Genomic DNA, 15466 nt, shown 5'->3' with positions numbered 1-15466 from the left:
TGCCCACCGGCGCCTTACTCAACAGTGTTGATTTCGTTTGAATTGACCTTGCGTATCCCGAGCGCAGTCAGGAATACACTGAAAACCGTTGCCGCAAAGACGATAGCGGGATATATGATGCAGGTTTTGAGTACGTCGGTGTCAAAGATAATGTTTTTCGCGCCCATCATCTGGAAAATACCGCCTGTCGCAAGCTTGCCGATTGGGTCGGCGAGAGCGACAGAGAGCAGTACCGCCGCAATCATAATGATCGCGATTCTGAGCGTCTGCCAGAATATTATTGAACGGTTTTTAAAGCCGATAGCCTTGAGCATCGCTATCTCACCGCGTTCCTTTGTGAGAAAGCTCTTTTCCATCAATACGGCAACTAAAATATCGATCAGAATGATAATCGGCAGCAGCAAACCCGTTACTCCGTCCATCATACCTCCTACGCCGCCTACGCAGTAATCGACATAGTCGCCCGCGTTCATTACCTTGTCATTGGGATACATTTCTTTGATGGCTTCTATTCTTTTCTCAATCTCAGAGGAACTTGGATTGTCATGAAAACGAATCTGAAAATCGTTGATTCCCGCAAGGTTCTTAAAGCTGAAGGTTTGACCGGGATACAGGCGGATATTGTCTCCCATAGACATCATTGTCTGGTAGGTCGCCGTAATCATACACTCTGTCTCGCCGTCAAGAGTTTTTACCGTGACGGTATCTCCGATTGCGACATTTAATTTGTCAGCGACAACATACGACATGGCAATCTCGTGCTTGTTCTGCGGCGCGGTGCCTTCCAAATACAGATACTCGTCCGGCGTCATATTCACGCCCTCTACGCCGTGGGTTTTCAGCTCTGTATCGCCTTTGACAACGACAACATTTGAAATGGTTTCCACAAAGCAATCCGCTTCCCAGCCCTTTTCAGCGAGGTCAGATTCCACCTCGGCTATTTTATTGTTGAGCTTCTCTCTGCCGTCGGGAACCATGTATTTTTCAATCGCACCCGATTCCACAACCGCCGCGTCGCACTCAGCCATATTAATCCAGCCGAGCAGCTTGCCGCTCTTCATCGTTGATGAGATATTCAGTCCTATCATCAGCATAGAGATGCCGATGAAGAACGTAAACAGCATAATCAAAAAACGCTTGGGACTGCTGAGAATGTCGTTGACTGCCATGAAGAACACGGGGCTTACGGGCTTTTTGCCGAGCTTAATGATGCCTTTTTTCTTATATCGTTCGCCTGTTGTGCCGCTGCGGATAGCATCAACAGGCGTGAATTTTTTTACCTTGCGCGTGCTTACATAACAGAACAGCACGATGATTCCGACAACCGCAGCCGCACAGAGAATACTGAGAATAACTGCGCCCGAGTTGTCCATCACGATGCTCTGCGAAACCATTTTCAGCAGCATACTGCCGAACGGGATCGAAACCGCAAAACCGATCACGGCGCCGACAATCGAGATCGCGAGATATTTTACAAGATATAGCGAGCGGATTTTGCCGTTCGGAATACCGATCGCCTTCATAATTCCGATCTGACGGTATTCCTCGCTTAGCGTAAAGCTGATAGTGAAGCGCAGGATCACGACCGCGATCAGAATCAGCGCGATGCTGACGATCAGCAGAATGCCCGCGATGATCATTTCCATTATATATGTAAATTCTATCAGCGAGCGGTCGCCGCCGAAAGCCACAGCGTCACAGGCGATCAGAGCCTTTTGGAGCGCGGGAAGATCTGTGGTGTTAATAAAGCTGATGTAGAACAGATACGGCTCGATAGGTTCTGCTTTTTCAAACGCCTTGTAGTCGTTCTCCGAGAGCAGGAACCTCGCGTTGCCCATCATGCGCGAGCCGAGCACCGCGTCCTTGAGCGTATCCTTTACCGTAAAGGTCCGGGTAACATTGCTGACGGTCAGCTCAACCTTGTCGCCGACCTTCGCGTTGCTGTTGTCGAGGAGGGACTGACGGACATATACCTCGCCGTCCTTTACCTCGGTAATTTCGCTGTCATTGCTGTCAAAATATTTTTCTATCTGATGAGATATACAGCTTACAAAGCCCGCGTTAGCATTCTGCTTGTCCTTTGCGTTGTCGTGTTCAACAAACCTGTGACCCGAAATAAAAATACATTCCTCCTGCTTAAAGTCTGTCACACCCTCGGCGTTCTTCACAGCGTCCTTTACCGTCACGCTGCCGCCGCTGCGCTCAAAGGTCATATAGTCGCCGACTCCTGCCTTGTCAAAAAAGCTGTCGAGCGAGCCGGTCACCGCCGTCAGATTTGTCACGCTCGAGGAAATGAACATCACCGACAAAATGACGAACAGCAGGACAATCACATTCATTGTCTTTTTGCGTTTCAGGTCGCGTTTCAAAATGTCAAAAAACATACGTATTCTCCTTACTGAGTATATTGTATCACAAAAATCGCTCTTGTGAACCTTACAGCATGAGTATAGCGGAGAAATTATTAAATAATCCTTAAATGAAATAATATTTTTTAAAACGATGAAAAAAGCGCCTGCCACTCAGGCAAGCGCTTGATATTTGTTATTACGAGTCGTAGAAATGCTGTCCGTCGTCAGTTACAAGCCGTTCAGCCTTCGGGTACTCAAAGATTTTGGAATTATCCCGGTTTGCTTCGAGGTAGTCAGCGAATTCCGCCGCGTACCATTTTGCCATTCCGAGGTTGTGCATGAGGTAATGACCACAGTTTACTGGAGCGGCGCCGGGAACCTCCTGAGCGTCGTTGACCGATCTGAAGGCTCTCAGCAACAATTCATAAATCTCACGGGGAGAGCGGCTGCCCTTGAGAATGAGGTAAAAGCCTGTCAGACACCCCATGGGACCCCAGTAGATAACCTCGTCCTTCCAGTCGGGGTCATTTCTGAGAAAGGTCGCGATGATGTGCTCGAGCGAATGCATAGCCGCCACATCGATAACGGGTTCTCTGTTCGGTCTTTTCAGTCTTATATCATAGGTTGTCACAATGCTGTCGCCGACAATGTCCTCACGGCTGAGAAATATGCCCGGGACAATGGCTGTATGGTCTACGGAGAAGCTCTGTATCATTTTCATGTCCATAACACCTTTCATTATATAACGTATTATCTGTGTGGTTAAATCATAACACAAACGGGCTGAAAATTCAATATCAATATGTCATGGGCAAAAACGTAAAAAATCACCCTGCGTTCCGAAAAAAACGGGGCACAGGGTGTTATATGATAATTAAGCCATTCCGAAGAAGCTGAGGATATTAAATCCTGTGGGCAGCGGTATCGTGAACATATAGATAGTAGTGAGCACAACGCCTGCGATCGCGATAAAAAGTACTACAACGCGGTTCGGCAGGTTCTTGAACACGCCGACGATACCTAACAGGAAGAGTACAACGGAATAGATAACGTTGACAAGGTTGTAGGCGTCGCCGTTTCTGTTGTCGCGCTTGCCTTCCTCGAGAAGCTCCTGAGACTGAGCGATAAGATTATTTGATTCCTCAAAGTATTTATCGGTCATTCCCTCTACCTCAAAGGGAGAGGACATTGAATCGTCCATCTGATTCATAGCATCACTCAGGATCTGACTGCTGTTCTGCTGCATGAAATAGTGCATTTTGTCTTCATAGATTTTCGCTTCCTCTTCGTTGCCCTTCATTTTGGCAACCTCAGCGTCGAGTTGATAATCGATCGCGGTATTCCATGCCATCAGATCTGAGAGATACATCTGCATAGCTGAGTTATAAGCGGCGTTTCCCTCGGAAGCGAGGTTGTTGCTCTTTGTGAAATTGGTTGCCTGATTGCCGCCGTGAAGCGAGCCGATCCAGGTTGCCCATGCCGTGAGCAGCGCTGTTACGCCTAAGAAAATAGCTGTGATTACCTCAATTCGCTTTGCCGTGAACAGCTTTTTCTTTTTCGGTGTTGCTTCTTCGACCTCTTCTGTTTCTGTCTCTGAAGCTATTGTTTCAAGTTTTTTGTTATCAGTTGACATGATTATTCCTCCGTTCATTTTTTACACACATTTTTCTGTGCCTGTAGCAGTATAACATATTGCGTTCTCAATAGCAATTGTTTTATAAGATGTATTTGTCCCTGTATAATGATTTTATATAAAACTCCATCAAATGCTTTAAGATAAGAACGAATTTTGTAAAAAAAGCAATTGCTTTTTCGATAGCACGTAATGTTAGGGAGAGCATTCAAAAAAAGAACGATTTATTTTACAGGACAATTGCTGACGATCAGATAGCAGAAAAATAGATTTTGAAGAAAAGTGTTCTTTTTTCGTTGCGGTTTTATCGAGCCCTAAGCCTGAATTATTCATGCACATCCGAAACTGCATCTGCAAATGGTTGTGCATTATCAGACATCAATATCACTGACATCCTGCAAAGTTTTCCACCGAAAAAAGGCGCACTACTCCCTTGGGGGTCAGATAATTTTTGAACGGGATTTCTTTGAAGCTGTCAAGGTACACGGGGTAACGTCTATTCGAGTTGCGGACTGAGTTTTTTAATATTGGCGAGAGTCTCGAAAAACCGGGATTGATGCGGACAGTAACTGCACAGTTTAAAATACACATATCTCGCGGAGCTGACGATTCTGGCTGCAATTTTCAACAGCTTGAGTCTGACAGTGTCGATACGATCCTTTCGCATGGATTCAGGCAGTGTCAGGCGGCGGAACCAGTTGAAGAGATTGTATGCAAGCGCATGAATCTGAACCCGGTTGGCGTTGACAATCATGGAAGAACTGCTGACATAGCTCATATCAAATCCGGATTTGCACTCCTTGATGAAGTTTTCCATATTTCCGCGCTTGCAGTAAAAGCGGATCAAATCCTCAGGAGATGATTCCATATTGGTCACAACAAAGGTATGCATGTGAATCGCCTGACCGTAAGGCTTCTCGATTTTGCAGACGACGCGTCTGGGGTAATCCCAAGAACCCGCCTTGTACAGAAATTCACCATACACGACGGCATGAGAAACAGTGTCCTCCCGGGTAAGATCATACAGTTCAGAGTCCAAGTCTTGAGCAAGTCTTCTCAGTACCGGATTTTCCTTGAGCCGAATGACATAGCCGGTACCGTTCGTTTCAAACAGGCTGTAGAGCTCATCAGTGGCAAAACCGCTGTCTCCCCGTGCAAAGAGCGCTGTTTGAGGATAATCTCTCTGATATTCCTCCAGAAGCGGCAGCATAAACGCGGCTGCTCCGTTGCTGCAATACTGCGTTCCCGGGCGCAGTTCTACCTTCAGCAAATCTCCGGTCATTCCGTCGAAGCAAAGCAGGGGATGATAACCGTGGGCTTGGTAGTGGTAGTTGAACGCTTCGCCCTCTTGTGTGCCGTAAGCAGCCAGCAGGGTGGAATCGAGGTCGAACAGAATGTGCTCCGGCTTCTCGACGGAATAGACTCTTCTGCGAAGAATCCGCTGTATCTCTTCCAACTGCTGTAAACTCCGTTCATCCATGCGGTTGTGAAAACGGGACAGAGTAGGCTGAGAGGCTAAAGCGGTTTTGCCGATAACAGCGTTCAGGACAGGATCGTTTCTCAGGCTGTCGGCGTGATCGTCCTGAAAATAGGCGCCGGTAATCTGATAGAGCATCTGTAAAAGATTCTCATGATCTTTGTGGATTCGGAATGAAGCAGTGTCCGTTGTGCGGAAACGATTTCTGAGCAGCGAATTGACGCCCAGCTTGTGATAAAACTCCTTGAGCAAAAGCAGTCCGCCATCCGAAGAAAGATTGCCGCCATCGAAATTTACGCGAATTTTCTTATTGCTTTCCAACACTGTTTCTGATATAATAGCCATGGGACTTCTCTCCTTTGGTTTGTTGTTGTGGTAACTACATTATACCAAATTTGAAGTCCCTTTTCCATACCCTGCGGGCTTCATCTTTTAGGTGAAAGCCCGTTTTTCGATTTTATCAGTGTTTTCCCCGGTGTTGGGGTCCTTACCGGCACTTGCGTGAATAATTTAGGCTAATTATTTTAATTTAAAAGCGCGGGATAACCGGATGGTATCCGCGCTTTTGTGTTGAGATCGATACAGTCAAGCTGTATGATAATGATTATATTTTATGTATCAAATAAGCAAACGCCGAGCTAAGAGCAAAGGCTCGTCCCTAATTAAAAGAGTATCTTGACGATATATCTGACTATGAGAACATCTTTTTCGTGGATCCCAAATGGTGTGGAAATTACCCTATGGTGTTTTACCGTCAGCTTGGAATCAAAATCGCGGTAGAGGCACTGAAGTAGAGAATTTCCGAGTGCAGGGATTTGCAGTCAGCTATCTCTATAATTTCACTTTTGCCGAGGGTGCTTTTTTGTTTCGTCAAGCACCTGAGTGACTTTTTTTCGAGCATACGGCAGTCGAACTTCTATTATATCATTATTGTTCGATTTGTCGAAAAAATTAATACCGTTCGTCCCTAAATTTGACCGTTAGTCCCGAATACCTTGTTATAACCTGTATTTTTTGCTATTATAATCCTGGAAAATTATAACAGGAAGTGTTGTGTATGCTAAAACGACTATCAAAAAAAGCAGGACTTGTCGTCACGGCTGCTTTGCTGTCTGTGCTGATAGTTCTGTCATGCGTTATGCCCTCAGTGGTATCGGCGGTTCAGACATCCGATGAGTCCGTCGGCGGAATTGTGACGAGCTTAGCCACAAAGGAAATGAAGAAGTTTGCCTATGACCTGATCGACCGCACTATTCTGGCAGGATTGGGCAAGGCGGCGTCCTCGGTTGAAAACGAGAATGTTCAGATGGTGCTCAACGCCACGAGAAAGATCCTCGGCGGCGGTCAGGGCGTCGCTAACTCCAAAATTCTTTCGGCGTGCAGCGAGATTCAGCAGCAGCTTTCCGAGCTGGATCTGACCGTCCGCGCCGCAACCTCTCACACAAACAGTCTGCTTTCACAGTTGAACGTGATCATCACCAAATACGCGTTCAATGATAAGGTATCGGAAGAGCGTTCGTTCGACGACAAATACAGAAGCGTCATCAATAATTTTACCGATCTGAACGATGCGCTTCAAAAATACTGCAAAGACTCGAACGATCCCGATGCGACCGAGAATCAGCTATATGAGGATTTTCATAATCTTCAAACCGCTTACAGTACGGTATCCGCATATTACGACGGCATAAAAACCGACGGCGCCGATGCGGTTGAGCATCAGGACGGCATCAACTTTGACAGCGACCTGACCGGATATCTGGAGCTGATTTCTCCGTATTCGCCGTCGCAGGCATTGTTGGATGATTTATCGGACACTAACGGTTGGGGTAACCGCTCCGATAATCTGACCTATCTCGATTATGCGGAGGAATGCTATAAGGCACAGATCGTCGGCGAGAACCAGATGTACGATCTGATGACGGCGAGTATCGGCGACGCCGCCTCTCCGCTGATTACCTATCTTACCGCCTACCAGCTGTACGCGAGCTACAAGGTGTGCCTGCTGAACTCCGACGTGAGCTACTGCGATGATAAAGATAAAGAGTCGGACCGCCAGAAGGTGGTATACGACACATGGTCGTTGTTTGATAAACGCCAGAAAAAGGCTGTTCGCGGCGTCTATCAGCTCTGTTCGCTCTATCAGAACCAGCTCACCTCTCTGATGCGCGGTTACGACATGATGCAGAATATGCAGATGGACTATCAAGAATACGAAGAGCATAAGGTTGAAGATAACCTGCTTCAAGATCTGACGAGAAAGCTTAAGGCGTATGTGACCGATGCCGACCGCAAGTTTTATCTGATCAAGCCCTATGGCACCTCATCCGTATACGCCGTCAGCAACTACAAGGATGAAAAGACCCAATTCACCACACAATACCTATATTTTAATTATAATATGCCGGGTGATTACTGTCCGACTCAGGATTATTTCAATCTGCAAAAAACAAACGAAAACAGCAGGGACAGAGGCTTTAAAACAATCACCAACGGGGAAGATCTGAATGACTTGCTTTCGCCGAACATCTGGGATTCGTCCGGCAACCAACTTGACGCATACCTCAGAAATGTCGCGGGACTTACCCAGACGGCGAACGTCGAGAGCTCATACAAGTCTGCTTCAAACGACTATGACGATTTGAAAACGGGCGCCTATGTCATCCTGAATGAAAGCGGCTACGACAACTCAAGCAACAAGATGCAGATCCTCAACGAGTCGATGCCGATTCTCGGTTCCGCAAGCTCTAACCAGTTCAACGTGAAAATCGCCGATCTTCCTAATAGCGGCAATAACCCTGTGACGATCATCATGAAGAACTACGAGACCATCAGCCGCAATATAAAGGCGGAGGGCAGCGGCGCGGCAGTATCGCTGTACTGCGGCGGCAACAAGCTTGCCGACGGCGGTCAAAAGGTGAACAGCGGCTCCGCAGTGGAGCTGCAAATGACGCCCGACAGCGGCAAGGCGATCGACACTATCAAGCTCTATCGCGCCGACGGCAGCGAAATGACCACCCTTTATAACAGCAACCAGACAATGAAGGATTCCAAAACGGGCGACCAGAAAAGCGTCGATGTCACCGATGTGCTCTGCGAGGTGAGCAGCGGCTGCTATAAGCTTGTATTCTCCTCTCCCTATCAGGATTGCACAGTCAAGGTTACCACGAAGAACGCCGCGACCCCTCGCCACAGCGTCACCCTGCTCAATTCCTTCGACGGCGACCTGCAATTCGGAGAACACGACAGTATCTCCCGCAAGGAATTTGCCGAGGGAGAGACGGTCACCTTCTTTGTACGTCCCTATGAGAGCGGCACGGTGACGAAGGTATGGCTGCTGGATGAGGACACCACCGAACCCGAGCAGCACGAGCTGAAGAACGTGACCTGCTCGCCCTCCGATGCGCAGTGCTTTGTGCCTACCGAACGTGCGTATTCCTTTGTAATGCCGGCGCAGGACGTTTTTGTCAGAGCGGATTACGATAAATCGGGTAAGCTTTTAATATTTGATACCGATAAATTTGTATATGACAATAACGGCAAGCCCACCAGCTATATGAAGGTTGGCGGCGGCTGGCTCTACATCGGCTGGGATTTTGTTCCCGTTGCTTACAACGCCGGCGAAACGGCGAAGCTTGAAGCGGTGACGGACGACAAACACGTTCTGAAATCCGTCAGTGCACACGGCGAAACCAGCAACATGGATTATCCCGTCACCATCATAAATAACGATTACACTGTGACGTTTGACGCGGAAAACCCCGAGAACATCGTGGTGGTTCCCGAATTTGCTGAATTGGAAAAGGACTATACCGTTACGATCCGAGATTCCGTGGTGCATGACAGAGGACTGTTCTTTGTTGACAGCGACGGCAAAACCCTTCCCGTCTATGAGATGAAGTATGATGAGGGCGATACCGTTACGCTGATCGCCACCATCAACGAAGCGCTGACCGGCACTATCGTCATCACCGATGAATGGGGCAAGGATATCACCGAGAATGTTCCGCTCACTGTTGACGAGGATGCCAAGACCATCACCTTCACTATGCCCGCCAAAAACATCACACTCAACATTCCCGATTACCATGATTTCCACAATGGCATTTGCCGCGACTGCGGTCTGTATGAAACGCCCATTCAGGGTGAGGACGGCTGCTATCAGATCAGAAACGCCGGCAACCTGTTCTGGATCTCCGCGCTGGTGAGAAACGACCACACCCACGCGATATTTGATAATCAGAACAAATCGCCGAAGTTCAAGCTGATGAACGACATCACCCTTGAAAGCCTTCAGTGGGAGCCGATCCCTGATTTCGGCGGCGTTTTTGACGGACAGGGCTTCACCATTAACGATTTCTACTTCAGCAAAACGGTCACGAATCATGATGAAGAAAACATGAAGTACGGATTTTTCGTCAACTGCGATGGGGCAAAGATCCAGAATTTTGCCTTGAAAGGAAAAGCGGAGTTGGACTATCACCGCGAAGACACTTATAATCCGTACTCTTCAAGCGTGCTGAGCTTTGCCTCGATAGCGGGAGGCTTGACCGTAGGAACGACCATCGACCACGTTTACAGCTATGTTGACGTGACCCTCTCTGCCGACGAAAACCTGACCATGCTCGTAACTGTTGCGGGTATCGCGACAGACATTATGGATAAAGACACCGTCAGCAACTGTCTCAATTTCGGCAGCTTCAGCGGACCGATCAGATGTGCGGCGGGTATCGTATTCTCAGCAGCCTATCCCACGGCAACCGTCGAAAACTGCGCGAATATCGGAGATCTCTCATCATCATGGGATAATTACAAAGATTTGTCGGGGCTTCTTTCCGGTATCATCGTTTTCCCGTGGACTTCCGTTTTCTTCGACTATTGCTACCTCAATATCAACAACTGCTACAACTACGGAATGCTAACTGCCGCCTCATCCAGTTCCAGCGATCCGATCGCGGTTGTGACATCGGATAGAGTGAGTATCAACAACTGCTACTATCTCGTAAACAGTTCTAACGATTACGGACACGCTTCCCCTCACTCTGCGGAACAGTTTAAAACGGGCGAGACGGGATACAAGCTAAACAAGGGCGTGACCGACGGCACGCAGGCGTGGTATCAGAACATCGACAACGGCAAAACGCCCGACGATTATCCGCTGCCCGACAAGAACCGCGGCACGATCTACTACATCGAGAGCGAGAACCGCTATTCCAACTATCCCGACGGCAATCCTCCGCAGCCGCCCACAGAGCCGACGACCGTTGAGCCGACTACTGTTGAGCCGACAACCGTTGAACCGACAACTATTGAACCCACGACGGAGTCCACGGAGCCGACGACTGTTGAGCCCACGACAGAGCCCACGGAGCCGACAACCGTTGAACCCACGGAGCCGACAACAGAGCCTGCAACGGAGCCGGAGCCTGCCGGTCGCGGTATCCGCACCTATGAGGAACTGTGCGAATTCCGCGACCAGGTAAATAGCGGCAGCAATTCTGATTCCGCTTATCTTGACGCCGACATCATTGTGCCCGACGGTTCAGAATGGACTCAGGGTATCGGAACGTCCGACAAACCGTTCAGCGGCACATTTGACGGAAGGGGCTACTGCATCGTCGGTCTGAGAATGAATAACTCCCAAAACGAGGCGTTATTTGATTACATCGGCAAGGACGGCATTGTTAAAGATTTGATGGTATTGGATTGTCGCAGTGTAACAGCCGCCGAGTACGCAGGCGGTATTGCGGCGTTCAATGAAGGAACCATCGACCACTGCACAAGCGGTATCAATCTTGCCGGCAGCAAGACCGTCACTCTTTCTAACGGAAAAGTAATCAAGCCGTCAGACTATAATTCCTATATCTTCGGCGAGAACTGCGGCGGTGTTGCGGCAGTCAACAAGGGCACTATTACCGGCACCCGCAACGCCACGGTAGTTGAGGGGGTTACCAGCGGCGGTATCGCTGCGGACAACAATGGTGAAATCTACGGCTGTGCCAACAACGGCGCCGTCGGTTCCACCTCGAGCAGTTGTAAAGTCTCAGGCGGCATCGCGGGCAATAACAGTGGCAAGATCAAAGCCTGCTATAACTCCGGTCATCCCTCCTGCGGCGACAGCAAAAAGCAGGGTATGATCGCAGGTGATAACAGCTCTGCGGCAGTCAGAAATGTATTCTATCCGGATTTCGACAATATTCCCGCTGTCGGCGCATTATCCTCCGCAAAGCTCAGCGATAACTCCGGATTGATGGAAACCGCCGACATGAAAAAGCCCGCGTTCGTTGACAAGCTCAACACCGTGACCGATGATACCGTCGCATGGGTGCATACAGCCTATAATAATACTTATTTCAACAATGGTTTTCCAATCATTCAGGGCAGAACCCTGAACCGGCGGACGCTTACCCTCGCCGAAAACCTCACGGTCAGCAGCCTGATGCACAAGGATCTGCAATTTGACCTGCAGCCTCTTTCCTCCGGCAGCGAGGAATACGCAAAGCTTGCGGCAAAGGGCAATATCATCGCCGCCTACAGCGCCAATACGATTGACTGCAGCGGAAACTATATGCCTGCCGAGCTGTGGACAGCGGGTGGCATGAAACTGTCGGTTCCCACAAACGGCAGAACCATCTGGCTGACGGTGATCAATTCAGACGGCGAAGTAATTGCCATCGCGCCCGACAGCGTTGAAAATGGTACAGCGACCTTTACCGTCGCCGACCTCGGCAGCTTTGCACTTACTCAAACGAAGCCTTCCGATGACGCTTCGTCCTCCACAAAGGACAGCGCAAATAAGAGTACCGACGACACCGGCAGATCCGGCAGCACTGTCGCGGGCGGCGCGGTTCAGACGGGAGAACCTTTCTATACAGGCGCATTGCTTATCGTTATATTGGCAATCGTGGTTTTTGCTTATTTCAGGAGGCGCAAATTTGAAAACCGATAAGAAAAGCAAAATCAGGCATTCGGCTTATTGTCAAATAAGCTTGAGATAAAAAATCTTTATTGAAAGGACGTATTTCCATGAAAGTAAAAAGAATAATCTCCATCACTATTGCAGCAGCTCTCGCGGCGTTATCAGCCGTATCCGTATCTGCGGCTCAGCTGACAGAAACCAATCGGAGCGGCAATACAGAAGTCATTGCCCACATTGACGGCGCCGCTCCCGGCGACGTAAGCTACATCATCACCATTCCCGATGTAGTTGATTTTGGAACACTTGCCATTCCCGCCGATGACAATGATGACTACAACAAGGATGTAACCTATGCTGTTGAGGCAACCGAAATTACAGGTCTTGACACCGCAAAGCAGGCAATCGCAGTCTATGTCAAGGATCAGAACGCAAGTGCAGATGACCGTGCTTTCCAAATCGCAAATAAAGAGAATTCTGCAATAGAATTTAACTATGACGTTTACCGTTCTACCGAAACCTTAAACGAGTCCACCAGAGTCAACAATGGTGATTTCTTCACCAAGGGCTATTATCTTACCAGCTTCAATGAAGAGGGTCAGACTCTGAACGGTACGCTTCGCTTCCATCAGAAGCAGCTCTACGGTCAGAACATTGCTGAAATCGCCGGCGATTACAGCGGCTACATGGTATTCTTCAGCACGATTGACAACGTTTGATAACAGGGCGTTGTTATTGAGATGACTTTGCCATAGGTTATTGGTATGAAAAATTGCATATTCAAGGGCGCGTGTGTGTTTTTCATGCTGTTCAGCCTTTTTCTCTTAACTGTTCCCGCCGTTATGTCCGCGCAAAGCGGACAAGGCGGAAGCACGGAGGTAATTGCCCGCATTGAACCAGAAACGGAACAGACGAGCGAAGCAACACAGCCCTTGCCAACCAGCCCCGAACCGTCGGACAGCAGTCCGGTTCAGACAGGAGAGTTGATTGCGTGGTATGCTTTTATTATTATGTTTGTTTTGGGCGGAACAATGGTTCTGGTGTGGATGAATAGTCGTTCTGAACACTAGAGGTATTTATGACTGTATTATCGGTTTATTCGTAATATTGATGTTTATCTTCGGCTAAAATGGATATAATGAACTGATAAGCATAATTACACCCTCGTCGTTTTCGGCGAGGGTGTAATCATTTATTCTTCTGTTGTGACTAATAATTCAGGGAGTGAAATGGAAAAAACAATAATGTCATGATACCATACGGCATAAAAGAATATGGGGATTCTTAAGAACGAGTTCCAATCTTCTTCCGTTTCTGCGAGCTTTGCGCTCGTAGAACAATCAGATATTGATTTTTTTGTAACGCGTTCGAAAAGAACGAGGAAAATCACGGGATAATAGAGATATAAAAATGCCTCCGTTTGGGCTTTTAAGATTTCCAAGCGGAGGTTTGTCATTTAACGTGCTTTTGTTATTTCCTCAAAAAACTTTTGTGAGGCTTTAGAGAAGACGTTGTCTTTTTTCCATACGATGTGCAGGTCTTCACTGACAGCGGTGGACAGAGGTTTGAAGACCAGCTCGCTGTTTGGATCCGGTTGATGAACGCTCTCTAAGCACAGTGCGTAACCCAATCCGTCATGCACCATCAGAGCGCCGTTGAAAATAAGGTTGTAGGTTGCGACGATGTTCATCTTATCTGCCGAGCGCTGAAGCAAACGCTTTACGATTCCGGTTTTATCTGCCTGACGGGACACAATCAACGGCTTGTCATATAGATCCTTAGGATCTATCATTTCCTTTTTCGCAAGCGGGCTGTCATTTCTGATTAATACACCCCATACATCGCTGTTGGGGATATTTATTGATTCATACTTTGTTTCGTCAACGCTTCCGAACACCAAGCCGAAATCCACAAGACCGCTGTCAAGCCTTTCGACAACATCGGTTCTGTCGCCGCTGATGATGTGAAAGCGGATGTCTGGGTAGATGTCCCGCACACGCTTTGCAGCTTTTGTCAGAAAGTGCACACCGACGGTCTCACCTGCGCCGATAAAAACATCGCCGGAGATATGCTCATCGGATACGGTGATTTCGTTTTCTGTTTTCTCGACAAGCGCGATGATCTCCTCTGCTCGTTTCTTCAGGATCCTGCCTTCATCGGTCAGCTCGATCCTCTTTCTGCCCCTAATAAAAAGCTGTTTGCCGAGCTCATCTTCCATATCCTTCAACTGCCGTGACAACGTAGGCTGGCTAAGGTGCAGAGCGTTTGCCGCACCTGAAATGCTTTCCTCTCTGGCAACTGCCAAAAAATAATTCAAAACTCTGAGTTCCAATATGCTCACCTCTATATTATCATACCACCTTCTAATATGCTTGTAAAGCATAATACAATATTTAATATAAGTATTTGTAATTTGCAAGAGCCTGATGTATAATATAGACACAGAGAGGTGATTCTGTGACTACACAAGAGTTTTTAAACTATATGAACAGCGGACAGGAAGTAATTGCATTCTCAGACGTTCATCTGAAAATGACCGAGCTGTCCAATAAAGCTATGGAAATAACAGTCGAGCTGAACAACGCCTGCCACACGCCCGATGAAATCAAGTCGCTGATGGAAAAACTAACGGACAAAGAGTTTCCCGATGGAACGTATATGTTTCCGCCGTTCTACACCGATTGCGGAAAGAATCTGAAATTAGGCAGAAATGTGTTTATCAACTCCTGCTGTCAGTTTCAGGATCAGGGCGGTATCACCATCGGTGACGGAACGCTGGTGGGGCCCAAAACGGTGATTGCAACTCTCAATCATCATATGAATCCGAGCAAGCGCGCTAATCTCATTCCAAAGCCCGTTGTTATCGGCAAGAACGTCTGGATCGGCGCGAATGTGACCATTCTTCCCGGTGTGACAATAGGGGACGGCGCGATAGTAGCGGCAGGCGCGGTCGTAAATAAAAACGTTGAAGCCAATACCATTGTCGGCGGTGTGCCTGCAAAGCTGATAAAGCAAATCGAAACGAAGGAATAGTGTATGAATAAAATATTCGCCGTTTTGCTGATTGCGGTTTGCTGTATTCTGTTCAG

The 15466-nt window shown here is 48.0% G+C and carries 9 protein-coding genes; 4 read left to right on the top strand and 5 right to left on the bottom strand.

The window, feature by feature from the left end:
- Positions 1-14: 14 nt before the first annotated feature.
- The 4 genes from AB1I49_RS07290 to AB1I49_RS07275 form a co-directional block, all read right to left on the bottom strand.
- Positions 15-2384 carry an ABC transporter permease gene (locus AB1I49_RS07290; protein ID WP_407720553.1) on the bottom strand — a complete coding sequence of 790 codons (2370 nt, stop codon included), beginning with the start codon at positions 2382-2384 and terminating at the stop codon, positions 15-17.
- A 163-nt stretch (positions 2385-2547) separates the two neighbouring features.
- A complete protein-coding gene (locus AB1I49_RS07285) occupies positions 2548-3072 on the bottom strand; it encodes an S-ribosylhomocysteine lyase (RefSeq protein ID WP_201426527.1) in 525 nt (174 codons plus the stop codon).
- 153 nt (positions 3073-3225) lie between these two features.
- Positions 3226-3984 (bottom strand): hypothetical protein, encoded by a 759-nt coding sequence (locus tag AB1I49_RS07280; protein WP_407720552.1) that lies wholly within the window; start codon positions 3982-3984, stop codon positions 3226-3228.
- A 496-nt stretch (positions 3985-4480) separates the two neighbouring features.
- On the bottom strand, positions 4481-5806 hold the full coding sequence (locus AB1I49_RS07275; RefSeq protein WP_407720551.1) for an IS1380 family transposase: 1326 nt from the start codon (positions 5804-5806) through the stop codon (positions 4481-4483).
- 712 nt (positions 5807-6518) lie between these two features.
- On the opposite strand from AB1I49_RS07275, the gene AB1I49_RS07270 reads away from it, so the two are divergent.
- From AB1I49_RS07270 to AB1I49_RS07260, 3 genes are all read left to right on the top strand, one after another.
- Positions 6519-12410 carry a hypothetical protein gene (locus tag AB1I49_RS07270; protein ID WP_407720550.1) on the top strand — a complete coding sequence of 1964 codons (5892 nt, stop codon included), beginning with the start codon at positions 6519-6521 and terminating at the stop codon, positions 12408-12410.
- Between the two features lie 77 nt (positions 12411-12487).
- Positions 12488-13096 (top strand): hypothetical protein, encoded by a 609-nt coding sequence (locus tag AB1I49_RS07265; protein WP_316610375.1) that lies wholly within the window; start codon positions 12488-12490, stop codon positions 13094-13096.
- A 45-nt stretch (positions 13097-13141) separates the two neighbouring features.
- On the top strand, positions 13142-13447 hold the full coding sequence (locus AB1I49_RS07260) for a hypothetical protein (protein WP_201426523.1): 306 nt from the start codon (positions 13142-13144) through the stop codon (positions 13445-13447).
- A 386-nt stretch (positions 13448-13833) separates the two neighbouring features.
- On the opposite strand, the gene AB1I49_RS07255 is transcribed toward AB1I49_RS07260, so the two are convergent.
- Positions 13834-14709 (bottom strand): LysR family transcriptional regulator, encoded by an 876-nt coding sequence (locus AB1I49_RS07255; RefSeq protein WP_399552666.1) that lies wholly within the window; start codon positions 14707-14709, stop codon positions 13834-13836.
- Between the two features lie 125 nt (positions 14710-14834).
- Here AB1I49_RS07255 and AB1I49_RS07250 point away from each other — a divergent pair, with 125 nt between their 5' ends.
- Positions 14835-15410 carry an acyltransferase gene (locus tag AB1I49_RS07250; RefSeq protein ID WP_407720549.1) on the top strand — a complete coding sequence of 192 codons (576 nt, stop codon included), beginning with the start codon at positions 14835-14837 and terminating at the stop codon, positions 15408-15410.
- The last annotated feature ends 56 nt before the right edge of the window (positions 15411-15466 follow it).

The organism is Ruminococcus sp. NATIVEDY160, from assembly GCF_045819885.1.
GTDB lineage: Bacteria > Bacillota > Clostridia > Oscillospirales > Acutalibacteraceae > Ruminococcoides.
This window is presented reverse-complemented; position numbering and strand designations above follow the sequence as displayed.